Origin of the sequence: Flavobacterium sp. PL02, from assembly GCF_035013205.1 — a bacterium.
Lineage (GTDB): Bacteria > Bacteroidota > Bacteroidia > Flavobacteriales > Flavobacteriaceae > Flavobacterium.
Genome location: NZ_JAYGJP010000003.1, coordinates 272,739 through 296,862, shown reverse-complemented (window position 1 = coordinate 296,862; position 24,124 = coordinate 272,739). Strand labels below are relative to the sequence as shown.

Annotated in this window: 19 protein-coding genes; 11 read left to right on the top strand and 8 right to left on the bottom strand. The window is 34.5% G+C overall.

Annotated features, from left to right (window positions below; translation table 11 throughout):
- Nucleotides 1-31: 31 nt before the first annotated feature.
- A complete protein-coding gene (locus SHI72_RS12280; protein ID WP_039118648.1) occupies nucleotides 32-1,687 on the bottom strand; it encodes an arylsulfatase in 1,656 nt (551 codons plus the stop codon).
- 761 nt (nucleotides 1,688-2,448) lie between these two features.
- Complete coding sequence (locus SHI72_RS12275; protein WP_086893753.1) at nucleotides 2,449-2,784, bottom strand: single-stranded DNA-binding protein; 336 nt, start codon at nucleotides 2,782-2,784, stop codon at nucleotides 2,449-2,451.
- Nucleotides 2,785-2,954: 170 nt separating this feature from the next.
- Here SHI72_RS12275 and SHI72_RS12270 point away from each other — a divergent pair, with 170 nt between their 5' ends.
- The 3 genes from SHI72_RS12270 (at nucleotide 2,955) to SHI72_RS12260 (ending at nucleotide 7,421) form a co-directional block, all read left to right on the top strand.
- Complete coding sequence (locus SHI72_RS12270; protein ID WP_039113549.1) at nucleotides 2,955-4,484, top strand: bifunctional GNAT family N-acetyltransferase/carbon-nitrogen hydrolase family protein; 1,530 nt, start codon at nucleotides 2,955-2,957, stop codon at nucleotides 4,482-4,484.
- A gap of 175 nt (nucleotides 4,485-4,659) precedes the next feature.
- Entirely contained in the window at nucleotides 4,660-5,007 is a 348-nt protein-coding gene (locus tag SHI72_RS12265) for a hypothetical protein (RefSeq protein ID WP_323490123.1), read from the top strand.
- A gap of 17 nt (nucleotides 5,008-5,024) precedes the next feature.
- Nucleotides 5,025-7,421 (top strand): M20/M25/M40 family metallo-hydrolase, encoded by a 2,397-nt coding sequence (locus SHI72_RS12260; protein WP_323490122.1) that lies wholly within the window; start codon nucleotides 5,025-5,027, stop codon nucleotides 7,419-7,421.
- Between the two features lie 34 nt (nucleotides 7,422-7,455).
- On the opposite strand, the gene SHI72_RS12255 is transcribed toward SHI72_RS12260, so the two are convergent.
- Together SHI72_RS12255 and SHI72_RS12250 are read right to left on the bottom strand one after the other, a co-directional pair.
- The gene (locus SHI72_RS12255; protein ID WP_323490121.1) at nucleotides 7,456-8,412 is read right to left on the bottom strand and encodes a DMT family transporter; all 957 of its coding nucleotides are present in this window, start codon (nucleotides 8,410-8,412) and stop codon (nucleotides 7,456-7,458) included.
- A 185-nt stretch (nucleotides 8,413-8,597) separates the two neighbouring features.
- The gene (locus tag SHI72_RS12250; protein ID WP_323490120.1) at nucleotides 8,598-8,993 is read right to left on the bottom strand and encodes a rhodanese-like domain-containing protein; all 396 of its coding nucleotides are present in this window, start codon (nucleotides 8,991-8,993) and stop codon (nucleotides 8,598-8,600) included.
- Nucleotides 8,994-9,140: 147 nt separating this feature from the next.
- On the opposite strand from SHI72_RS12250, the gene SHI72_RS12245 reads away from it, so the two are divergent.
- From SHI72_RS12245 to SHI72_RS12235, 3 genes are all read left to right on the top strand, one after another.
- A complete protein-coding gene (locus SHI72_RS12245) occupies nucleotides 9,141-10,040 on the top strand; it encodes a LysR family transcriptional regulator (protein ID WP_086893749.1) in 900 nt (299 codons plus the stop codon).
- Complete coding sequence (locus SHI72_RS12240) at nucleotides 10,028-10,477, top strand: GNAT family N-acetyltransferase (RefSeq protein ID WP_323490119.1); 450 nt, start codon at nucleotides 10,028-10,030, stop codon at nucleotides 10,475-10,477. Before SHI72_RS12245 ends, SHI72_RS12240 begins: the two co-directional genes overlap by 13 nt.
- A 165-nt stretch (nucleotides 10,478-10,642) precedes the next feature.
- Nucleotides 10,643-11,473, top strand: a complete 831-nt coding sequence (locus SHI72_RS12235; RefSeq protein ID WP_323490118.1) for an SDR family NAD(P)-dependent oxidoreductase — start codon at nucleotides 10,643-10,645, stop codon at nucleotides 11,471-11,473.
- 563 nt (nucleotides 11,474-12,036) lie between these two features.
- Here SHI72_RS12235 and SHI72_RS12230 read toward each other — a convergent pair.
- The gene (locus SHI72_RS12230) at nucleotides 12,037-14,097 is read right to left on the bottom strand and encodes a M13 family metallopeptidase (protein WP_086894729.1); all 2,061 of its coding nucleotides are present in this window, start codon (nucleotides 14,095-14,097) and stop codon (nucleotides 12,037-12,039) included.
- Between the two features lie 209 nt (nucleotides 14,098-14,306).
- Between SHI72_RS12230 and SHI72_RS12225 the strand changes: the two genes are divergently transcribed.
- Nucleotides 14,307-15,230, top strand: a complete 924-nt coding sequence (locus SHI72_RS12225; RefSeq protein ID WP_323490117.1) for a DMT family transporter — start codon at nucleotides 14,307-14,309, stop codon at nucleotides 15,228-15,230.
- A 212-nt stretch (nucleotides 15,231-15,442) separates the two neighbouring features.
- On the opposite strand, the gene SHI72_RS12220 is transcribed toward SHI72_RS12225, so the two are convergent.
- The gene (locus tag SHI72_RS12220) at nucleotides 15,443-17,503 is read right to left on the bottom strand and encodes a M13 family metallopeptidase (RefSeq protein ID WP_323490116.1); all 2,061 of its coding nucleotides are present in this window, start codon (nucleotides 17,501-17,503) and stop codon (nucleotides 15,443-15,445) included.
- A gap of 238 nt (nucleotides 17,504-17,741) precedes the next feature.
- Between SHI72_RS12220 and SHI72_RS12215 the strand changes: the two genes are divergently transcribed.
- From SHI72_RS12215 to SHI72_RS12200, 4 genes are all read left to right on the top strand, one after another.
- Nucleotides 17,742-18,407 (top strand): SCO family protein, encoded by a 666-nt coding sequence (locus tag SHI72_RS12215; protein ID WP_039113533.1) that lies wholly within the window; start codon nucleotides 17,742-17,744, stop codon nucleotides 18,405-18,407.
- Between the two features lie 183 nt (nucleotides 18,408-18,590).
- On the top strand, nucleotides 18,591-18,821 hold the full coding sequence (locus tag SHI72_RS12210) for a FeoA family protein (RefSeq protein WP_035618447.1): 231 nt from the start codon (nucleotides 18,591-18,593) through the stop codon (nucleotides 18,819-18,821).
- An 8-nt stretch (nucleotides 18,822-18,829) separates the two neighbouring features.
- Complete coding sequence (gene feoB, locus SHI72_RS12205) at nucleotides 18,830-20,929, top strand: ferrous iron transport protein B (protein ID WP_039118659.1); 2,100 nt, start codon at nucleotides 18,830-18,832, stop codon at nucleotides 20,927-20,929.
- Nucleotides 20,930-20,935: 6 nt separating this feature from the next.
- Entirely contained in the window at nucleotides 20,936-21,061 is a 126-nt protein-coding gene (locus SHI72_RS12200; protein ID WP_323490115.1) for a FeoB-associated Cys-rich membrane protein, read from the top strand.
- A 379-nt stretch (nucleotides 21,062-21,440) separates the two neighbouring features.
- Here SHI72_RS12200 and SHI72_RS12195 read toward each other — a convergent pair whose 3' ends face one another.
- On the bottom strand, nucleotides 21,441-22,094 hold the full coding sequence (locus SHI72_RS12195; RefSeq protein ID WP_039113528.1) for a metal-dependent transcriptional regulator: 654 nt from the start codon (nucleotides 22,092-22,094) through the stop codon (nucleotides 21,441-21,443).
- Nucleotides 22,095-22,184: 90 nt separating this feature from the next.
- Nucleotides 22,185-24,062: an Nramp family divalent metal transporter gene (locus SHI72_RS12190; RefSeq protein WP_323490114.1), complete on the bottom strand. Its 1,878-nt coding sequence runs from the start codon at nucleotides 24,060-24,062 to the stop codon at nucleotides 22,185-22,187.
- Nucleotides 24,063-24,124: the final 62 nt, after the last annotated feature.

Below are 24,124 nucleotides of genomic sequence, written 5' to 3'. Positions count from 1 at the left end.
TGGGTCATTATAGACCCAATCTCTCTTTATACTATTTTTTCTTTGCAGCTTGCGTGTCTTTTTGTATCGATTTTTTCAATTTGATATCCTGTAATACTTCTTCCATAATAGTTGCCGCAGAGAAACTTGGTGGTATAGAACGAGGAGGGAATTGCTCAAAAGTTTCAGCAAATGTTACAACTTCTGCAATATTTCCATATGCCAATTGAACATGATTCAAAATCCAGTCCCAATAGGTGTTAGAAGTGAAATCGGCTCTTTCATATGGATCTTGATATAAATTGAATATTTTTTGCAAACGCAATTTGGTAAATGGTTCTGCCCACACCCCCATTGTTCCTATCATACGTTGCTCAGCATAAACAAACTTATAATCCCCCTGACGCAGTCCTACCAATAATCCGTCATCATCAGAGTAAAAGAATTTGTCTCTGGCACTTTTAGGTGTAGTTCCTCTCAAATAAGCGGATTGATCAAATCCATCTAAATGCACTTTATAGTTTTTACCATTGGCACTATATCCAGTTAAAGCTTTTTTTGTTAAATCTGGCTCACCTGCAATTGAAGCAAATGTTGGCATCCAGTCATTATGAGATACAATTTCATTACTTACAGTCCCTGGCTTGATAACGCCTGGCCAACGTATCATACATGGAACTCTAAAAGCCCCTTCCCAGTTGGTATTTTTCTCAGAACGAAATGGTGTCATTGCTGCATCTGGCCATGAATTCATGTGAGGTCCATTATCTGTAGAGTACATCACAATTGTATTATCGGCAATTCCTAAATCATCCAACGCTTTTAAAAGTTCTCCAACAGTCATGTCATGTTCGATCATACCATCATTATACTCACTATCTCCATGCGTATATTTACCTCTATGTTCTGGTCTTACGTGTGTACGTAAATGCATACGTGTACCATTCCACCAAACAAAAAATGGCTTGCCCGCTGCATTTTGTCTTTTTATAAAATCAATTGCAGCAGCAGATGTTTCGTCATCTACAGTTTCCATTCTTTTTTTAGTAAGTGGTCCTGTGTCTTCGATTCTTTGTTTTCCAATTTTTCCAAAACGTGGATCAACAGTGCCATCATCGGAATTTGTAGCTGTACATTTTAAAACACCTCTAGGTCCAAATTTTGCCAAATAGGCAGGGTCTTTAGGATAATCCGGCAATTCTGGTTCTTCTTCAGCATTTAAGTGATACAGATTTCCAAAAAATTCATCAAAACCATTTACTGTTGGTAGGTTCTCATTACGATCCCCAACGTGGTTTTTACCAAATTGCCCTGTAGCATATCCTAAATTTTTCATGATTCCTCCAATAGATGGATCAAGTTGACTCATACCCATTGGTGCTCCTGGATAACCTACTTTGGTTAATCCGGTACGAATACCATGTTGTCCCGTTAAGAATGCTGCACGACCGGCAGTACAACTTTGTTCTCCATAATATTGAAGAAAAAGTTCTCCTTCTTTTGCAATACGATCAATATTAGGAGTTCTATATCCCATTAACCCGTTGCTATACGCACTGATGTTGCTAATACCAATATCGTCTCCCCAAATAACGAGGATATTCGGTTTTTTACTGTTTTGGGCTTCCAGCTGGGGAACTGCAAGACATCCTGCCGCAAAAACTAATATTGCGCCTTTTAATCCACACTTGTTAAATAATTGTTTCATAATAATAAAATTTGTTAATAATCCTTGTTGCTTTATAAATACTAAAAATGTGAACCTAAGCCCTATTTAACAAGTCACTTAAGGGATAAATATGTTCAACATTTATTTTACTTCTTTAATATCATCGTTTTGTAACCTTAGTAAAAATTGGTTACATAAAAGCGTATATAAATAAACTTGTATATGCTTAAATAAGGCCTACTACTATTTTGATTATTAATTCTTGATTTTGATTTCTCATTCATCGCATTTAAGCTTTTGTAAAATCCTGTTTACTATTACATCTATCGTTAGATACCTAAATAATAAAACCAAAAACATACATTACTAGTTTGCAATTCATTGAAAAATCTGAAACAAGAATTTTCTTAAAATTATCATAAGGCAATCAAAATTAAATATTAAAAAAGAGCAACATGTCTAAGATGAGCTATCCTTCGTTTCATTTTATAAAATGGAACGTCAAAAAAATTGCTTTTTTCGTTTCATTTTTAAATATGAAACCTTAATAAAAGCGAATTAATCGCTATGTAAACTATAATCCTTATTTTATATGTACGATTTATCCCAGATTAGTGGTTTTCTCTTTTTTCAGGTAAATGGAAAGAAATGATTAAAATTTGTCTCTAAAAAAGTCATAGATGTAGTATTTGATGTAGTATTTTGTTTAAAAAGTTTTCTGAAATGATAAACAGAATTTAGAGCTAAAAAAAGTCCCATGAAAATCGTTTCATGGGACTTTAAAGTAATAAATGGGTAATCTATTTGTTTCCTAATAAAAGTAGTTCGTTTATAACGACTTCGGTTATAAAACGTTTCTCTCCATTTTTATCATCGTAGCTTCTGTGGGTTAATTTTCCTTCAATAGCAATTTCTTTTCCCTTAACAACATATTTCTCGATAATCTCGGCAGTCTTACCCCAGGCAATAAGACGATGCCATTCGGTTTGCTCTACTTTTTCTCCTTTGTCGTTAGTGTATCTTTCATTTGTAGCAATTACTAAATTGGCTAACTTTTTACCTCCTTCAAGGTTTTTAATTTCTGGATCGTTTCCTACGTTTCCTACTAACTGTACTTTGTTTCTTAATGTACTCATGGCGTGTATGTTTTAAATATTTTATATTGATATGTCTCTCAAATCAACAAGGCAAAGTTGCGACAAGTAGGTATCGTTAATCGGTTGGTAACTATTTACTTTCGGTTGTAACTACTTGTAAGCGTTTGTAAATGGGAATAATTCATTATATTTGAGGAAAATCTCACATTATGCAGGCCAAAATCAATAAAGTAGAATTACGAAATTTAGAATTTGAGGACTACAAACAGTTGAAAAACTCTATGGTAGAATCCTATCCTGCCATGGCCGATTCTTACTGGAGGGTAGAGCATATTGAGAAATTACTCGAAATTTTTCCTGAAGGTCAATTAGTGATTCTTGTTGATGGAAAAGTGGTTGGGTCAGCATTATCGCTGATTGTCGATGAAAAATTAGTTGATAAAAAACATAATTATCTCCAGGTAGTAGGAAACTATACGTTTTCGACCCATAATAAAAACGGAGAAATCTTATACGGGATTGATGTCTTTATTCATCCTAATTATCGTGGTTTACGTTTAGGAAGACGTTTATATGATGCCAGAAAAGAATTATGCGAGCAACTTAACTTAAAAGCAATTGTTTTTGCTGGTCGAATTCCGAATTACGCACAACACGCCAAGAAATTAAGTCCGAAAAATTATATTGATAAAGTAAAACATAAAGAACTACACGACCCTGTACTTTCGTTTCAGTTAAGTAATGATTTCCACGTTATCCGAATCATGAAAAATTATTTGGAAGGCGACGAAGCTTCGATGGAATTTGCTGTGCTTCTGGAATGGAATAATGTTTATTATGATGAAAGTCCGAAATTAATTAATCTCGACAAAAGCATTATCCGACTTGGATTGATTCAATGGCAAATGCGCCAACTTAATAATATAGAAGCTCTTTTTGAACAATCGGAATTTTTTATAGATGTAGTTTCGGGTTATGGAAGTGATTTTGCTTTGTTCCCTGAACTCTTTATTGCGCCTCTTATGGCGGATTATAATCATTTATCTGAAGCCGAAGCTATACGCGAATTAGCCAGACATTCGGACCCGATTCGTAAGCGTTTCCAGGAATTTGCTATTTCTTATAACATCAATATTATTACTGGTAGTATGCCGTATATGGAAAACGGTAATTTATATAATGTTGGTTTTTTGTGCAAACGTGACGGAACATCCGAAATGTATAGCAAAATACACATAACTCCCAACGAAGTACAACATTGGGGAATGAAAGGTGGCTCGGAGATTAAAACCTTTGATACTGATTGTGGCAAAATAGGAATCCTGATTTGTTATGATGTTGAGTTTCCTGAGGTTTCAAGAATTATGTCTGACGAGGGTATGAATATCTTGTTTGTTCCTTTTTTAACCGATACACAAAATGCGTATGTTAGGGTAAAACATTGTGCACAAGCCAGAGCGATAGAAAACGAATGTTATGTTGCTATTGCGGGTTGTGTGGGTAATTTGCCAAAGGTGAATAATATGGATATACAATATGCGCAGGCGGCTGTTTTTACGCCTTCGGATTTTGCTTTTCCTAGTAACGGAATTAAGGCTGAGGCAACTCCTAATACGGAAATGACATTGATTGTAGATGTGGATCTGGATTTGCTAAAAGATATTCATGAGCATGGTAGCGTGCGAATTTTAAAAGACCGCCGACATGATTTATATGAAATTAAGAAATTAAATCCATAAGAATATCGGGATTGGTAAGAAAAACAATTATCCCCATTAGCCCTGATAGAGCCGATATCCTCGTAACGTAGTGGAGAGATAAAGGCGAAAGCAGGAACGATGTTAACAAATAAAAGCTATTGACTCGCTCATAATAACAAAGTAATTGAGCTGTTTAATATAAAAAAGTGAATCCATGAAAACATGCTTGGAATGCTCTGAAAAAATTGTAGGTCGAGAGGATAAAAAATTCTGCTCAGACAGTTGTCGGAATGCCTATAATAATAAAATAAACAAGGATAGTACTAATTTTATGCGTAACGTAAATAATAAATTACGCAAAAACTATCGCATATTATTGGAGTTAAATCCCGACGGAAAATCAAAAGCTACTAGAGATAAAATGCTTAGTAAGGGTTTTGATTTTGATTTTTTTACCAATATTATGGACACTAAAACCGGAAATACCTACTATTTTTTATATGACCAAGGATACCGTTCTTTGGAAAACGATTATTATTTGCTTGTTAAAAAAGAACTCTAGCCCCCCAAAAATACCACATGAAAAAAACCATTCCCTCCATCTTATCTATTCTAGGCATACTTGCCGTACTAGCTTTTGTTTATGTCACTCTTAAACCGCAATGGGTTTCTAAGGGTGAAGAAGCTCTTGCCGAATTTTCGACCGATAGAGCTTTGGCTCACGTTAAAGAAATTGCTCAGGAACCACATTATGTTGGTTCGGCAAATCATGAAATAGTAGCACAATATATCGAATCTGAACTTAAAGAACTAGGTCTTGAAACTTCTGTTCAGGAAGGTTTTACAATGAGTGACTGGGGAAATCTGGTAAAATCTAAAAATATTATGGCCCGCATAAAAGGGTCTAACAATAGCAAAGCGTTGTTATTATTATCTCATTATGATAGTGCTCCGCATTCTTTTTCGCATGGTGCAAGCGACGATGCATCAGGTGTTGCAACGATTCTAGAAGGTGTTCGCGCCTTTTTGTACAGTAAAGAAAAACATAAAAATGATATTATTATCCTTTTTACCGATGCCGAAGAATTAGGTTTAAACGGTGCTGCTCTTTTTGTAACACAACATAAATGGGCTAAAGATGTAGGTTTGGTTATAAACTTTGAAGCTCGTGGTACGTCTGGACCAAGTTATATGCTAATGGAAACTAACAGCGGAAATGCTGAAATGGTTAAAGAATTTGCCGAAGCTGAAACTACTTATCCTGTATCGAACTCACTTATGTACAGCATTTATAAGATGTTACCTAATGATACTGATTTAACTGTTTTTAGAGAACAAGGCAATATTCAAGGTTTTAATTTTGCTTTTATAGATGATCATTTTAATTATCATACGCAACAAGATGACCTTGCTCATTTAAACAAAACTAGCCTAACACACCAGGGTAGTTACTTAATGCCTTTACTAAAATACTTCTCTAACAGCGACTTAAATCATGCTCCAACTACTGAGGATTTTGTTTATTTCACCATTCCGTTTACGTTTATAAATTATCCTTTTTCATGGGTTTTACCAATGACTCTTATTGCATTGGGTCTTTTTATATTCTTGATTTTTATAGGAAAAGCAAAAAGGATTATCACATTTAGTGACATGTTTAGAGGTTTTATCCCTTTGCTTGGAGCAATAATTGTTGCCGGACTTGTTACTTTTTTGGGCTGGAAGTTAATATTACAAATTTATCCGCAGTATAACGACTTGCTAAACGGTTTTACGTATAACGGTCATGCTTACATTTCTGCCTTTGTCTTATTGACAATCGCTATTTGTTTTTCATTTTACAATAGTTTCTCTGATACAAAAGTTACAATTAGTCATTATGTAGCTCCTTTATTTTTATGGATTGTTATTAATGGTTTACTGGCAAATAGTTTAAAAGGTGCAGGATTTTTAATCATTCCTGTTTACTTTGGGTTAATCTTATTTGCAGCTTATATAATTACTCAAAGAGTAAATTTATTCGTTAGTCTATTATTCAGCATTCCTGCTTTGTTGATTATTGCGCCTTTTATCCAAATGTTCCCAATAGGTTTAGGATTAAAAGTACTTTTTGGAAGTGCAATTCTTACTGCACTAACTTTCGGGTTATTACTTCCTATTTTTGGTACATTTATAAGAAAAGGAATTTGGGCATTGTTCTTTCTTATCGCTTCGATTGGCTGTTTTGCCTGGGGCGGTTATACTTCTGGATATGAAAATGGCAAGGCAAAATCGAATAGTTTGTTGTATGTATATAATGCAGATACAGACAAGTCTAAATGGACAACTTATGATGTTAATCTAGACGAATGGACTCAAAAATATTTAGGGCAAGACCCAAAAGATGCTATTGCCTTAAATAACCTTCCGCTATTTAGCAAATACAGCTCTGGGTTTACTTATAGTGCAGATGCTCCAAAAATAGCATTGGCAAAACCTACAATCGCTTTTCTACAAGATAGCGTGAGAGGAAATACACGGTTCTTAAAAATTAAAATTACGCCTAACAGAAACGTAAATCGTTATGATATTTTTGGAGATCCAAAAATGGCTTTCAATAATTTTAAAGCTAACGGTACGGCACCTCTTGGACAAAAAGGAAGCCAACTGGAACGAAAAGGCGCTAAAGTTTTAAGTTATTATGTAGTGAACAATGAACCGCTTGTAATGCAATTTAGTATTGATGCAAAAACTGTTTTCGATATGACTTTAATAGAAAGTTCGTTTGATTTATTGACTAATCCATTACTTAAGGTCGAGAAAAGAGCTTCCTGGATGATGCCAACTCCTTTTGTATTAAACGATGCTGTTGTAATTAAAGAAAAAATAAAACCTTCGAAAGTAGTTTTAGACACTCCCGAAACAACAACTGTTGCTCAAGACAGTTCAAAAGTTGTAAAAGATAGCTTAAGACCAACTGCAATCACACCGCAATAATACAAGGTTTACACAAAAAACAAATCCCAAATTATCAAACTGATAGTTTGGGATTTTTGTTTACTACAAGTAAACATTCTTCATGTATTGTTATTGGTTTTTCTTTCTTTTTATAATTGATGATAAAAACTCCCAAAATAATCAATGCTGTAGCAATGATAAAATCAACCGTAATTACTTCGTCTAGTAACAACCAACCCAAGAAAACTGCGATTATAGTATTGATATAAGACAAAATAGAAATTTGAACCGCCGTTACTCGCTTTATCGCATAATGGTAAGAGAAGAATGCGAGTACGGAACCAAAAACTGACAAATATAAAGCTGCAGAAAAGCTTCTTAAACTCCATGAACTTATATCTGGATTAGGAGAAAAGATAAAAGCCAAAACAAGCTGAACCAAAGTCGCAATTGCAAATTGGTAAAACAAATTGAGTGCAATCGTATTCGATTTATGCGCTTGGGCTTTGGTATAAACCGTTCCCGATGCCCAACCAAAAATTGCCATGCTTATAAATATAAGTCCGTGTTGGTAATTAGAATCTAAAAAAGCCCCAAGTCCGTCTTTAAATATAAAAACGACTCCCGAAAATCCTATTATAACACCTACAAAACCTTTTAAACTCGCTTTTTGCAATCCAACGAAAACACTACCAACAAAAATAAGTATGGGAGAAAGCGCGCTCATTATCGATGCGAGTCCGCTTGGTAAAGTTTGTTCGGCAATTGTTGTAAACCCATTTGCAATAACAATCATTAATAAAGATGGAATTAACTGATGCCTGAAATTTGTCCAGCCAATCCATTTTAATTCTTTTTTAAATAGTAAAATAACCATTACTATTAATCCTGCCAATCCCTGCCTAATAGAGGTTACAAACCAAGGCGGAATCGTTTCCACCGCAACCCTGATTCCTAAAAAGGTTGTTCCCCATACAATCCCAACTGTCGCTAAACAGAGGAATAATTTATAATCTGGACTTTTTTCCATTATGATTAAATGTGTTTTTTATTAATTATGAGAATCATTTTCTCGCAAAGTCGCAAAGTCGCAAAGCTTGCATTTGGTTTCTTTTTGGCTTTGTGGCTTTGCGTCTTTGCGAGAGATTTATTTGCCAAAGCATTATAGTGTCTTTCTTATTTTTGTGCCAGAAGACTAAAACAGAAGGGCTATTCTTAACAAGCACATTCAATTTTCAATCCTGTTTGTTTTCCATTTGTGCCTTCGGTAGCATAACCATCAAATTTCCACCATTCGATTCCTCCCATTAATTCTTTTACCTTAAATCCCAATCGGGTCATGGCAAGAGCGCCTTTTGTCGATGCATTGCAACCAATGCCATCGCAGTAGGTTACATATAAAATTTCTTTATCCAGATGTTTCGTGTTTTCGATTGTCATCTCGCGATGCGGAATATTAATTGATCCCGGTATATGCTCGGCTTCAAATCCAAAAGCTTTTCGGGCATCTAGTGCAACAACTTTATCACCAACGTTTAAAGCATCGAATAAATCTGATGGATCCATTTCAAATGCTAGTTTGTTTTCATAATGTTTAATTTGATCTTCCATTATAGTATCGTTATTAGTTATTTAACAATCCAAAATTAGAGCAACAACAACTGTAATAAAAACGAAAAGAATTCATGTATTGCATTACTTTTTTTCATGCAAATGCAAGTATAAATTTTTGTTCCTTTGTGTAAACAACGCTCAAAAATGGAAATAAGACATTTACGATTGATAAAAGCAATTGTCGAAGAAGGAAGTATTACCAAGGCTATTGATAAACTACATCTCACTCAATCGGCATTAAGCCACCAACTGAAGGAGGCAGAATATCAACTAGGAACCAAGATATTCCTGAGAGCAAACAAAAAACTGGTTTTAACTAAAGCTGGTGAAAAACTATATGGAATTTCTAATGAGATTCTGGACAAAATATCAGAAACTGAGCAAGAAATCAAACAAATGGTTTTTGGCGAGTATGGAGAAATCCGTATTAGTACCGAATGTTTTTCCAGCTATCATTGGTTGCCTTCCGTTTTAAAGCAATTTCACTTTGTATATCCAAATATTGAACTCAAAATTGTAACCGAAGCCACGCAACAACCCGTTCAGAAATTGCTTGATAATGTAATAGACATTGGTATTGTAAGTGACATTATAAAAGATGACAGAATAAAATACCTGGAACTTTTTCAGGATGAAATGGTAATGGTTGTATCTGAAAATCATTCCTGGGCAAATAAAAAATATGTTGTAGCCGAAGATTTTATCAATGAACATTTAATCATTCATTCGCTACCGATAGAAAGTGTTACAATTCATCAAATGCTTTTGGTTCCTGCCAAAGTAACTCCCCGAAAAATAACTCCATTGCCTCTTACCGAAGCTTCTATCGAAATGATTAAAGCTGATATGGGCGTTATGTCGATGGCAAAATGGGCATTGTTGCCTTATTTAAAAAACAGCCCGTTAAAAGCGGTAAAAATTGGTAAAAATGGCTTAAAAAGAAAACATTTCATTGCTATTAGAGAAAGTAAAGAATATCCAGACTATTTTAATCATTTTATAGAATTTTTACAAACCGAAATTCACCATCAATGGAATTTATAATACGAGATTGCAACACAAACGACTTAACAAAACTAATCGACTTGTGCCAGAAACATGCCGAATACGAGAAAGCAGCTTTTACCTCTGAAGGGAAAGAAGACAAATTAAAACTCGCTTTGTTTGCCGACAATCCAAAATTATATTGCTTAATTATCGAATTAAATGCAGCGATTATTGGCTATGCAACGTACACTTTCGATTATTCTACATGGGATGCAGCCGATTTTATGTACATGGATTGTTTGTTTCTTGAGGATTCTACCCGTGGATTTGGAATTGGCGAAGCCATCATAGAAAAGCTTAAGCAAATTGCGATTGAGAAAAACTGCATCAACATACAATGGCAAACGCCGACATTTAACACCAGAGCAATAAAATTTTATAACCGTATTGGTGCAAACGGAAAAGATAAAGTTCGTTTTTCTTTAATTTTGTAACATATAGCTAGAATCCGAAAAAAGTTAACCATATAAGTGATATAAGTAAATATAAGTGTAGCTAATCGACATAAAACTTTGCGGCTTTGCGAGACAATTTAAGGATAGTATAAAGGCAAAACCAACTTAAAGAATAAAATCACACACTGATTACAAGAAAACAAAATGACAAAAATTAGTATTTTAGGTTGTGGATGGTTGGGATTTCCTTTGGCGAAAGCCATGATTACAAAAGGTTTTCTGGTAAACGGATCTACAACCTCAACAGAAAAAATATCGATATTAAAAGAATCCGGGATTAATCCTTTTTTAATAAATATCAATCATAACGAAGAGAATCCGCCTTTCGGCAAAAGTACATCAGGACAAGTTGAAGCTTTTTTAAATGAAAGCACAATTCTTATTATCGATATTCCGCCCAAGTTACGTGGCGAAAACGCAGAAAGCTTTGTAGATAAAATCGCTTTCCTGATTCCGTTTATCGAAAAATCAACCATCGAGAAAGTACTTTTTATAAGTTCGACATCTGTTTATGGGGAAAGTAATTTATTAATAACCGAAGAAACAAAACCGGATGCCGATACCGAAAGTGGTAAACAACTAATACTTGCCGAAGGCCTTTTGCAGAGCAATACCAATTTTAAAACTACAATTCTTCGTTTTGGAGGTTTAATTGGCGAAGACCGAAACCCTATTAAATTTCTATCTGGAAAAGAGAATGTCGAAAACCCCGATGCACCTATCAACTTTATTCATCAGGATGATTGTATTGGTATCATCCTAAAAATTATAGAATCCGACTCATGGAATGAAACTTTTAATGGCGTTGCCCCTTTTCATCCTTCCCGTGAGGAATATTACACCCAAAAAGCAATCGAAAAAGAATTAACTCCTCCTAAGTTCAATCATGAAAAAGAAAGCTTTAAAAAGGTTATTTCGAGTGCTAAAATAGAAACGGTACTCGATTATTGTTTTGAAAAGGTGCAAAGGCTCTGAGGTGCTAAGAAACAAAGGTTCAAAGACGCAAAGGTTTTCTGTAGAGACGCACCGCAGTGCGTCTACGTAATATAGGTTTTCCATAATGTGAACGTATGTGAGGCGGAGCCCTGCAAGTAACTAATACATCTTATTCCTTAGATTGTGGAGCAACTAACGGAGATCCCTCAATTCTTCGGGATGACAAGATTGTCTACATAACCATAACCCAAGGTTTCAACCATGGGCTACCGATTATGAGATAATGCATTCCAAATAATACATTGCGCTCCAACGGTTGAAACCGTTGGCAATGTTTGTAATGTGTTATTAATTACTCACAAAACAACCTCAAACTTGTCTTTCTGACGAAGGAAGAATCTCTACGAGTAACTCGACAAAGATTATGTAGCAACTAACGGAGATTCCTCGTTCCTAGGAATGACAAGTTTGTGGTAACTTTATGCGCAAACAAAACCTTTGAACCTTTGTCACTTAGAACCTTAGAACCTTAGAACCTTAGAACCTCAAAAAAAAAGGGGGCTACTTTAATAAAGCAGCCCCTTTTTTTTATAAACTTGATATTACCAGATTTTAACTCTTTTCTCTGGTTCTATGTACATTTTATCTCCTTTTTTAATAGAGAATGCTTCATAGAAAGAATCCATATTCTGGATAGGCACATACGCACGGTACATTCCTGGAGAGTGCGGATCTACTTTTACTTGATTTTTCAAAGCTTCATCACGGCTTTTAGTTCTCCAAACCGTAGCCCAAGAAATAAAGAAACGTTGCTCTGGAGTTAATCCGTCGATTAAACCTGGATTACCATTTGCTTTTAAGTACAATTGTAAACCATCGTAAGCAGCGTTTACTCCACCTAAATCTCCAATGTTTTCACCTAAAGTAAATTTACCATCTACGTGAACTCCCGGAAGTGGCTCTAATGCACTATATTGATCTGCAAGAGCAGTTCCTAATTTTGTAAATTCTTTCAAATCATTTTCTGTCCACCAATCAACAAGGTTTCCTTCTGCATTATAACGAGCACCAGCATCATCAAAACCATGAGAAATTTCATGACCGATTACAGCACCGATTCCACCATAATTTACAGCTTCGTCTGCTTCGTAGTTATAAAAAGGAGGTTGTAAAATAGCTGCAGGGAATACAATTTCGTTATACGATGGGTTGTAATATGCATTTACCGTTTGTGGAGACATTCCCCATTCTGTTTTATCAACAGGTTTAGGTAAATCAGAAAGTCCTTTATTGAAACTCCATTTAGAATAGTTTTTCATGTCTTCAAAATAGCTTCCGCCTTCAGCAAGACTTTTAACTTCTAAAGCTGAGTAGTCTATCCATTTATCAGGATATCCAATTTTTATAGTAATCTTGTTTAATTTCTCAATCGCTTTAACTTTAGTTTCAGCAGACATCCAAGTTAAATTGTTTATTCTGTTTTGGTAAGCTAAAATTACATTCTGAATCATTTTCTCTGCTTTTGCTTTAGCTTCAGCTGGAAATAATTTCTCTACATATAATTTACCTAAAGCTTCACCAATAGTTTGGTTTACAACCTGAAGCGCTCTTTCTTCACGTGGACGTTGCTTAATCGCTCCAGTTAAAGTTTTTCCGTAGAAATCAAAGTTTGCACTTTCAATATCAGTAGATAATTGTGATGATGATGCACTTAATAAAGACCATTTCATGTATTCTTTCCAAGCTGCTATATTGTTTTCTTTGAAAATAGTTTCCATAGCTTTCATATATCTTGGTTGCAGAACAATAACAGTATCCACTTTAGCCATTCCAATTCCTGTAAGGTAATTTTTCCAGTTAATAGCTGGTGTCATTTTTTGCAAATCAGCAATCGAAGTTGGATTGTACTGTAATCTGCTATCTCTGCGTTCTACTCTATCTAATCTTGGTTTAGACATTTCGATTTCTAATGCTAATATTTTCTCAGCATTTTGTTTTGCAGCTGCAGGAGTTTCTCCTATAAATTGCAACATTCTAGCTACGTGAAGTACATATTTTTCACGTTTTTCTTTAGAATCTTTTTCTTCAGATGTGTAATAATCTTTATCCGGTAAACCTAATCTACCTAAACCAAGACTTACAGAGTTTTTAGTACTATTTTTTTCATCAGCTCCTACGTATACTCCAAAAAATCCAATTCCGCCAATAGGTTCAGTCTCAATTAAAAACTTCTCTAAATCCGCAACATTCTTTATTGCGTCGATTTTTTTAAGATATGGTTTTAAAGGCGTGATTCCTTGTTTGTTTCTTCCAACTGTATCCAGGATTGCGTTAAAAAGATTTATTGCTTTTCCTTGATCCGTATTCGATTTGTATTTTGGATCTTTCGATGCTTCTTTTAAAATAGCTAACGAATTTGCATCTGTTTTCTTCAGCAATTCATTAAAACTTCCCCATGTAGTTCTGTCTTTAGGAATTTCAGTTTTGTCTAACCAAGTTCCATTTACATAACGGAAGAAATCTTCGCTTGGCTTAACTTTTTTATCCATTAAGGATACATCAATTCCAGATGCCGAAGGCGCCTGACTTTGAGCCTGACACATTGCAAAACCTAACACTGCCGGTATTGCAAATAGCAAATTCTTACTATTGTTCTTTTTCATTTTTAAATAAGGTTTTATAGTTACTCACAAACTTATTGTTATTATTTTGAATAAAATGTTAATTTTTGTTAGATTTAAGTTTGTAATCGATTGGTCTGTCTTTTGGAATTTTGTTACATATTTAGATTAAAAAATGTAAGCAAAAAAGCAATTTTATGATATTAATTCAAAATTATTTCTGAATATTTACATCATAAAACGATCAGTACGTGAGAGCTAAAATTCAGCAGGCATTTTCTAACAAAGTAGAATCTATTGGTTTACCAATACTTGCTTTATGCTGGGTTAGTTTTTTTTGGGGAACAACATGGCTGGCGTCCAAAGAAGGCGTAAAACATATGCCGGCGTTGCAACTCGCAACTATCCGACAGTTTATGGGCGGAATTTTATATGTTGGTTATTTTATACTCAAGAAAGCACCTTGGCCAAAAGGAAAACAATGGCAAACTATCCTGGTTTTAAGTATCTTAAATTTTGTTTGCAGTAATGGTTTAAGCACTTGGGGCGTAAAATATATTAGCAGTGGTTTGGGTGCCATTATTGGTGCTATTTTCCCAATATGGATTGTGGTTATTTGTTTTTTTAAAGGGGAACGCATTGCCCGACTTGCCGTTGCGGGAATCTTAATTTGTTTTGTAGGGGTTTGTATCATTTTTATAGACCACCTCTCGGATTTCTTAAACCCTCAATTCCAATTCGGAATCTTCTTATCCGTTGCTTCAACTATAACTTGGGCTTTCGGGATTTTACATACCATGAAAAAAGCAGCTAGTTTTAATCCTTATTTTAGTTTAGGATTACAAATGCTTATTTCGAGCTGTATTCTTTTTGGTATAACCGAAACAACTGGAACTAATATTCCTCTAAATCAAATCCCTGCTTCCTCTTGGTGGTCTATTGGGTATCTGGTAATTATCGGGTCGGTTTTAACCTTTATTGCTTTTATCTATACATTGCAGCATTTACCAAAAGAAGTTAGTAGTATTTATGCCTACATTAATCCTATTGTTGCCATTTTATTGGGTTTCATCCTTTTTGACGAAACGCTTACTCTCGCCATTGTCATAGGAGTTTTGGTTACTTTAATTGGTTTGTATTTAGTAAACTCTTCTATTAGGAAGATAAAGAAATAGACTGTTTAGACTTCTTAGATTGTTAGATTTGTTAGACTATCTTAGATTCTTAGACTATCTTAGATTCTTAGACTTCTTAGATTTTACCTTTAGTATCGAAAGCCTTTTCCTAATATTCATATTTAAGAAAAATAGATTTTAAGCACTTAATACTTAATACTTAAATAAAAAACGGCTGCCTTATTAAAGACAGCCGTTTTTGTATTTTTATTTTACCAAATCTTAACTCGTTTTGATGGTTCTATATACATACCATCTCCTTGTTTTATAGAGAATGCATTATAAAAAGCATCTACATTTTGTAACGGCACATAAGCTCGGTACATTCCTGGAGCGTGTGGATCTGTTTTAACCTGACTTTTTATTGCTTCATCACGACTCTTAGTTCTCCAAACTGTTGCCCAAGATATAAAGAAACGTTGTTCTGGTGTAAAACCATCTATTAATCCAGGGTTTCCATTGGCTTTTAGATACAATTGCAATCCATCATAAGCAGCATTAATACCACCTAAATCGCCTATGTTTTCACCCAAGGTAAACTTTCCGTCTACGTGAATTCCAGGTAAAGGTTCTAATGCACTATATTGGTTTGCCAATGCAGTTCCTAAAGCTGTAAATTGTTTTAAATCATCTGCTGTCCACCAGTCAACTAGATTACCGTTTGCATTATAACGCGCACCCGAATCATCAAAACCATGAGAAATTTCATGACCAATTACTGCACCGATTCCGCCATAATTCACAGCTTCATCTGCTTGATAATTGTAAAATGGAGGTTGTAAGATAGCTGCCGGAAATACAATTTCGTTATACGATGGGTTGTAATACGCATTTACAGTTTGCGGAGACATTCCCCATACTGTTTTATCAACTGGCTTTTTGTATTTAGCAATATCTTGATTATAGTTCCATTTAGCCAGGTTGATGCTATTATCAAAATAACTTCCTCCCTCGGACACATCTTTAATAACCAACTCGCTGTAATCTTTCCATTTGTCAGGATAACCAATTTTTATGGCAATTTTATTCAGTTTTTCAATTGCTTTAGTTTTAGTTTCTGCTGACATCCATGGCAAATCAGTAATACGGTTTTGGTACGCCAAAACTACATTCTGAATCATTTTTTCAGCTTTTACTTTAGCTTCAGCTGGAAACATTTTTTCAACATATAGTTTACCTAAAGATTCTCCAACCACTTGGTTTATTACCTGAAGTGCTCTTTCTTCTGCAGGACGTTGCTTTATAGCTCCTGTTAATGTTTTTCCGTAAAAATCAAAACTAGCATCTTCTATTTGAGTAGTTAACTGCGAAGATGTTTTATTTAAAATACTCCATTTTAAATATTCTTTCCAAGCACCTACTTTATTTTCGGTAAAAATGGTTTGTAATGCTTTCATGTAACGAGGTTGCGTTACAATAATCGTATCTACTTTTGCCATTCCTATACCTGTAAGGTATTTATCCCACTGTATTGCAGGAGTCATCTTTTTAAGATCTGCAACAGCCGTAGGATTATATTGCAATCTTCCGTCTCTACGTTCCACACGGTCTAATCTTGGTGCAGACATAGCTATTTCTAAAGCTAAGACTTGAGTAGCATTTTCTTTAGCCTTTTGCGGAGTCTCTCCTATTAATTGCAACATTCTTGCAATATGGAGTTCATACTTAGCACGCTTCTCTTTAGAATCCTTATCTTCAGATACATAATAATCTTTATCCGACAGTCCTAATCGACCTACACTTAAACTAATAGCATTTACATTACTGTTCTTTTTATCAGCACTTATATAAAATCCAAAGAAACCAACACCTCCCTGAGATTCCATTTCTGCCAAGAAATTCTGTAAATCGGCTACATTTTTAATCGCATCAATTTTCTTTAAGTAAGGTTGCAGCGGTGTAATTCCTCTCTTATTTCTTCCAACTGTATCTAAGATTGTATTAAAAAGAGCGATTGCTTTTCCTTGATCTGTATTCGATTTATATTTTTGACTTTTTGAAGCTTCTTTCAAAATTGCCAAAGCATCATTGTCTGTTTTCTGACGTAGTTCATTAAAACTTCCCCAAGCATTTCTATCACTAGGTATCTCGGTTTTATCCAGCCAGGTTCCATTAACATATCTAAAGAAATCCTGACTTGGTTTAACATTTTTATCCATTAAAGAAACATCAATGCCTGATGTTTTTGGCGCCATGCTTTGAGCTTGACACATTGCAAATCCTAACATTGCAGGAATTGCAAACAACAAATGTCTATTAACTTGTTTTTTCATATTTGTTTTTAAGTTTAGTATTCACAAACATATCGTTATTATTTTGAATAAAATGTTAACGATTGTACGATTTTTAGTTTCAAAAACCGGAAATCTTTAGTTGTTTCATAACAAATCAATAAATATTACAATACATTCTTATCTTCTTGGCAGAAATCACATCCTATAATTTGGTTAAAAAAAACAATGTTACCGTATTTAAAAAGAGGTTTTTGTACTTTTGCACCAAATTTTGTTTATGAAATCTTTACTCTACAAGTACAGGAAATTTTTCTTGGTCCTATTCGTATTTTCAGCCGTTACAATTTCGTTGTTTTATTCAGCATTAAAACCGAAGAAAACATTGCCTATTTTTAATCCAGCCGATGTAAATCCAGAACTGGTTGATAGCACCATGCAATACAAAAGCAAGTACCATACAATTGCCGATTTCTCCTTTGTAAATCAAAATGGTGATACAATTACACAAAAAGATTATGATGGAAAAATATATGTAGCCGATTTCTTTTTCACTACTTGTGGTTCTATCTGCCCTAAAATGACAGCAAATCTTGCCGACGTTCAAAAAGCAGTTTTAGATAATCCTAAAGTAATGTTGCTTTCGCATACTGTATTTCCAGAAACCGATAGTATTCCTGTTCTAAAAGCATATGCTGTAAAAAACGGTGTTGTAGATAGTAAATGGAACCTGGTTACTGGTGACAAAAAAGAAATTTACACCATGGCTCGTAAATCATATTTGGCTGTAAAACTAGGAAGACCTGATCAATTGTACGATATGGTGCATACAGAGAACTTTGTTTTGGTAGATCAAAAAAGACGCGTACGTGGTTTTTATGACGGAACCAAAAAAGAAGATATTCAAAAACTTATAGAAGATATTAACTTTTTGTGTACCGAATAACTTTTCGATTTTAAATTTTCTTTCAAAATCGTTAAATCTCTGAATAAATGGTTTTCATTTAACTTTTAGCAGAGCCAATCCTATATGTGAATTATATCTTAAAACATTGAAACCATAGGGGAAAACCGCCTTAAATCAATATTAAATGATTAATATTGCAATATTAATTCAATCTAAATAAACTTGAAACATTCTATCCACACCCTGAAAAAAGGCGAAAAAGCCATTATCAAAGAATTTGATATTGATTTAGTTCCGTTGAAATTATTAGAAATGGGTTGCTTGCCAGGTAACATGGTCGAATTGCTTCAAATTGCTCCGTTCGGAGATCCTTTATATTTGAATATTAATGGTTCGCATGTGGCTATTCGAATAGAAACGGCACGTGTAATAGAAGTAGAAATAATCAAATAGAATTTGCAATGAGTATTCAAAATATAAATGTTGCCTTAATCGGTAATCCAAATACAGGAAAAACTTCAGTTTTTAATCAATTAACAGGTCTTAATCAACAAGTAGGAAACTATCCGGGAATTACTGTTGAGAAAAAGATGGGATTTTGCAAATTACCAAATAACATTAAAGCCAATATTCTCGATTTACCGGGAACATACAGTTTAAATGCCAGCTCTATTGATGAGAATGTGGTAATTGAACTTTTATTAAACAAAAACGACAAATTATATCCAGATGTAGTACTTGTTGTTACAGATGTTGAAAATTTAAAAAGAAATTTACTTCTTTATACTCAGATAAAAGATCTTGAAATTCCGACAATATTAGTTATTAATATGGCTGATAGAATGGAATCTAAAGGGATTACTCTAGATATCCCATATCTTGAAGAACATTTAAAAACAAAAATTGCTTTAATAAGTTCTCGTAAAGGTCACGGAATCGAAGAGCTTAAAAACTTGATTGTTTCTTATAAAACTATTCCGAACGAACCGTGCTTAAACGCATCGGTTATTGACCCAGAGTATTTTAAGAGTTTACAACACGCTTTCCCAAACCAGTTGTTATACAAACTGTGGTTGGTAATTACACAAGACGTAAACTTTTTGAATCTGGACAGAAACGAAATCAGAAGCACCTTTACCAAATCACATTCTGAATTAAAACGTTTACAACAAAAAGAAACCATCAAGAGATATCAATTTATAAATGATGTTTTAAAAGAAGGTTTAAAAGTTGACCATACTGTAGCTAAGGATTTCCGTGCAAAACTAGACCGTATATTAACTCATAAAGTTTGGGGTTATGCCATCTTTTTTGCCATCTTGTTTATCATCTTTCAATCAATATTCCAATGGTCAACCATACCAATGGACTTTATCGATAGTACGTTTGCATCATTAAGCGCACTAGCTGCTGAAAGATTACCAAGCGGAATCTTAACCGATTTATTATCTCAAGGAATTATCCCCGGAATTGGAGGAATCTTAATATTCATCCCGCAAATTGCCTTCTTATTCCTCTTTATTTCCATACTTGAAGAAAGTGGTTATATGAGCCGAGTGGTTTTCCTTATGGATAAAATCATGCGCAAATTTGGACTATCAGGAAAAAGTGTTGTGCCTTTAATTTCAGGAACTGCTTGTGCAATTCCGGCAATTATGGCTACTCGTAATATCGAAAACTGGAAAGAACGATTAATCACCATTTTAGTAACACCATTTACAACCTGTTCGGCTAGATTACCTGTTTATGCAATTATCATTTCATTGGTAATTCCAGACGAGCGTATTTTTGGATTCCTTAACATGCAAGGATTAACATTGATGTTATTGTATCTTCTAGGTTTCGGAATGGCAATTTTTTCTTCTTACATCTTAAATAAAATACTAAAAATAAAATCCAAAACGTATTTTGTAGTCGAAATGCCTAACTACAAAATGCCATTATTCAAGAACGTTGCCATTAACGTTGTGGAAAAAACTAAAGCATTCGTTTTTGGAGCAGGAAAGATAATCTTGGCGATATCTGTTATTTTATGGTTTTTAGCCTCATACGGACCAGGAAAGAACTTTAACGATGCAGAAGCCATCGTAACCGAAAGACACAAAGAGAAGCCTCTAGATGACTTTGAATATGAAGAAGCAGTTGCCTCTCAAAAAATAGAAAACTCTTATATCGGTTTAATGGGTAAAACCATCGAACCAATAATATCACCATTAGGATACGATTGGAAAATTGGTATTGCAATCATAAGTTCATTTGCAGCCCGAGAAGTGTTTGTAGGTACACTTGCAACTATTTACAGTGTGGGTGGAACCGATAATGAAGCGACTATAAAAAGTAAAATGAAAGAAGAAATCAATCCTCAAACGGGTGAAAAAATCTTTAATTTTGCATCAGGAATCTCATTATTACTCTTTTACGCCTTTGCATTACAGTGCGCAAGTACACTTGCAATTACCAAAAAAGAAACAAACTCATGGAAATGGCCAATGGTCCAACTTGTATTAATGACCGGCTTTGCATACATAACTGCCTTATTGGCTTTTCAACTACTAAAATAATGTATCATGATACAGGAAATAATAGCATTTGGAATTTTATTCATCTCTATAGCATTTTTAATTCGTAAGTTTTTCTGGAAATCTTCTAAAAAGAAAAATGACTGTGGAGGAAGTGATTGTGGATGTCACTAGAGCTCTAAGGTTCTGAGGTACTAAGAAACAAAGGTTCAAAGGTTGCTCGGTTTATGTATAAACTCGACAATCTTTGAACCTTTTGAATTTTTATTTAAATTGAAATCTTTGTAATCGAGCTACATACAGTTCTAGACTAGAATAACAACATTAGCGTTGCTTTATTTTATGGAATAGTATATATACTCAATAACTTTTGGGAAAGACGTATTGGGCTTCGACTCTGCCTGACATACAATCACATTATGGGAAACCTATATTACGTAGACGCACTGCGGTGCGTCTCTACAGAAAACCTTTGCGTCTTTGAACCTCTGCACCTCTGTACCTTTCTCAAAGAACCTTTGCGCCTTTGTCCCTCTGCTCCTTTGAACCTCTCCTAAACCAACTTCACAAACAGATTCGAAGCAATTTTATTAGAAATCGTCAATTCCTTATCGTTTACTTTGATTTTCAATGATTGATCGAAGCTTTCTTTCGATACACATTCGATTTTTGAACCCAAAGCAATTTCTTGTTTGTCTAAATATTGCAAGAATTCCGATGAAGTATCTTTTACGCCTACGCAAATACCAACCTGTTTTTCTACAAGTTCTGAAAGTAATTGCTTTTCGACTTTGATGATTCGACCGTGCGCATCTGGAATTGGATCTCCATGTGGATCTTCGGTTGGATTACCCAGAAAATCATCCAATTTATTGATTAATTGTTCCGATTTAATATGCTCTAATTGTTCGGCTATATCATGCACTTCATCCCAAGAGAAATCAAGTTTATCTACCAAAAACACTTCCCACAATCGGTGTTTACGAACAATCATCTTTGCCGCTAGTTTCCCGTTATCGGTTAATGAAACACCTTGGTATTTTTTATAATTTATTAAATCCTTTTCGGATAGTTTTTTAAGCATATCTGTTACCGATGAGGCTTTTGTTTCCATCATTTCGGCAATAGCATTCGTACTAACCTCAGCTTCGGAAGAAGTAGTTAGATGATAAATAGCTTTAAGATAGTTTTCTTCTGAGAAGGTCATTTTTTTGAGGTTCTAAGGTTCTAAGAATATGAGGTTCTGAGTTTTTACAAGAATCTAAAGAAAACCTTAGAATCTTAGCAACTCAGCACCTTACTTACTTTTTTTAACAATAAACAAAGGTATCGAAATTTTGTGACGCAATTTGTCGACTGTCGTACCAAAAATCAAATCTTTAAACCCGGTATGTCCATGAGTTCCCATTACAAGAATATCAAAATTCCCTTTGTTTACAATGATTGGAATGATATTGTTTGGTTTACCAAATCCAAGTTCGGTATGAATCTTAAATCCTTTTGCCATGAGCATCTCTTTATATTCTAGCAAAAGTTTTTCATCGATTGTAGTTTCATGATCATCTACATTCTGACCGTACATATGTGCACCAACAGTTTCGACCACGTGAATTAAAGTATAATTTGCATCTATTCCTCCCAACTCAAAAGCGCTATTAATTGCAGCTTCATCGGCATTCGAGAAATCTACCGTAATCGCAATATTCTTTTTGCTATAGGTTTCTTTTACAGAAAAATGCAAGCTAAGATTATGAGGCGAATGATTCTGAATATTAGATTTTGCTTTGGCTACAAAAGGTTTCACAACGATGTAAAGTAACAAGACCAGAAAAGCAATTGCCAGAGGAACAACGGTAATCCAAAGCACAATAGGATTGTCCGAAGCTGCTAACCAACCGCTTATTTCATCAAAAACTAATTTCCCATTTAACGAAACAATGATTGAGGCAATTATCCATGCCGTAACCTGAGTTAATCGGCTAATATGAAATCCCTTCATCTTGGTTTTATCACTCACAAAATGAATTAACGGAATAATAGCAAACCCCAATTGCAAACTCAGGATTACCTGACTTAGAATCAATAATTTGCCCGTGACGCTCTCGCCATAAATCAAGATTACGATTACAGCCGGAACAATCGCTATTAAACGTGTTATGATGCGTCGTACCCAAGGCTGAATACGAAGATTCAAATACCCTTCCATAACAATCTGCCCTGCTAGAGTTCCAGTTATTGTAGAACTTTGCCCTGCTGCAATTAAGGCAACTGCAAAGAGTATTGGCGCCCACTTGGTTCCTAAAAGTGGTTCTAAAAACTTATGTGCATCCTGAATCTCGGCTACCTCAAACATTCCGTTACGATGAAAAGTTGCTGCGGCTAAAATCAAAATAGCTGCATTAACAAAAAACGCGAGATTAAGCGCAATTGTAGAATCGATAAAATTATATTTTAATGCTTGCTTGATTCCTGCTGGACTTCGGTCAAACTTTCTGGTTTGCACCAATGAGGAATGCAGGTATAAATTGTGTGGCATTACCGTAGCTCCGATAATTCCGATGGCAATGTATAGTGCCGCAGAATTTGGTAAAGATGGAATCAATCCGTATAATACTTTATCTAGTTCAGGCTCAGCAAAAATCATTTCGAAAACAAAAGAAAAACCAATTATTGCAACAAGTACAATGATAAAAGCTTCCATTTTTCGGATTCCTTTATTGATAAGAAATAGCAATAAGAAAGTATCAAGAACAGTTATTAAAACTCCTTCGATAAGCGGAATGTCAAATAATAAATTAATACCAATTGCCATTCCTAAAACCTCAGCAAGATCGCAGGCTGCAATAGCTACTTCGGCAAGAATATATAATATATAATTGATAAATTTAGAATAAGTTTCTCGCGAAGCCTGTGCCAAATCGCGTTGGGTTACGATTCCTAATCGGGCACTAAGACTTTGCAATAACAAAGCCATTAAATTACTCATTAACAAAACCCAAAGTAAAGCATACCCAAACTGACTTCCTCCTGCAATATCAGTCGCCCAGTTTCCTGGGTCCATATAACCCACACTCACCAAATAAGCCGGGCCAAAAAATGCTAATATTTTTCTAAAAACAGAGGATTTATTTTGCGTATGAACCGATTGGTTAACTTCTTCGAGAGATTTAGACATTTCATAAAAATTATTAAAGCAAATATATACAAAAATAGTATTGCTCAAATATTTTTTTTAGC

Coding starts and splice junctions, on each gene's coding strand:
- SHI72_RS12240 (WP_323490119.1), top strand. CDS start 10,028: ATGGAATTTATAATACGAGATTGCAACACAAACGACTTAACAAAACTA.
- SHI72_RS12190 (WP_323490114.1), bottom strand. CDS start 24,062: ATGTCTAAATCTCTCGAAGAAGTTAACCAATCGGTTCATACGCAAAAT.
- SHI72_RS12235 (WP_323490118.1), top strand. CDS start 10,643: ATGACAAAAATTAGTATTTTAGGTTGTGGATGGTTGGGATTTCCTTTG.
- SHI72_RS12200 (WP_323490115.1), top strand. CDS start 20,936: ATGATACAGGAAATAATAGCATTTGGAATTTTATTCATCTCTATAGCA.
- SHI72_RS12260 (WP_323490122.1), top strand. CDS start 5,025: ATGAAAAAAACCATTCCCTCCATCTTATCTATTCTAGGCATACTTGCC.
- SHI72_RS12275 (WP_086893753.1), bottom strand. CDS start 2,784: ATGAGTACATTAAGAAACAAAGTACAGTTAGTAGGAAACGTAGGAAAC.
- feoB (WP_039118659.1), top strand. CDS start 18,830: ATGAGTATTCAAAATATAAATGTTGCCTTAATCGGTAATCCAAATACA.
- SHI72_RS12215 (WP_039113533.1), top strand. CDS start 17,742: ATGAAATCTTTACTCTACAAGTACAGGAAATTTTTCTTGGTCCTATTC.
- SHI72_RS12195 (WP_039113528.1), bottom strand. CDS start 22,094: ATGACCTTCTCAGAAGAAAACTATCTTAAAGCTATTTATCATCTAACT.
- SHI72_RS12230 (WP_086894729.1), bottom strand. CDS start 14,097: ATGAAAAAGAACAATAGTAAGAATTTGCTATTTGCAATACCGGCAGTG.
- SHI72_RS12250 (WP_323490120.1), bottom strand. CDS start 8,993: ATGGAAGATCAAATTAAACATTATGAAAACAAACTAGCATTTGAAATG.
- SHI72_RS12280 (WP_039118648.1), bottom strand. CDS start 1,687: ATGAAACAATTATTTAACAAGTGTGGATTAAAAGGCGCAATATTAGTT.
- SHI72_RS12245 (WP_086893749.1), top strand. CDS start 9,141: ATGGAAATAAGACATTTACGATTGATAAAAGCAATTGTCGAAGAAGGA.
- SHI72_RS12255 (WP_323490121.1), bottom strand. CDS start 8,412: ATGGAAAAAAGTCCAGATTATAAATTATTCCTCTGTTTAGCGACAGTT.
- SHI72_RS12270 (WP_039113549.1), top strand. CDS start 2,955: ATGCAGGCCAAAATCAATAAAGTAGAATTACGAAATTTAGAATTTGAG.
- SHI72_RS12220 (WP_323490116.1), bottom strand. CDS start 17,503: ATGAAAAAACAAGTTAATAGACATTTGTTGTTTGCAATTCCTGCAATG.
- SHI72_RS12265 (WP_323490123.1), top strand. CDS start 4,660: ATGAAAACATGCTTGGAATGCTCTGAAAAAATTGTAGGTCGAGAGGAT.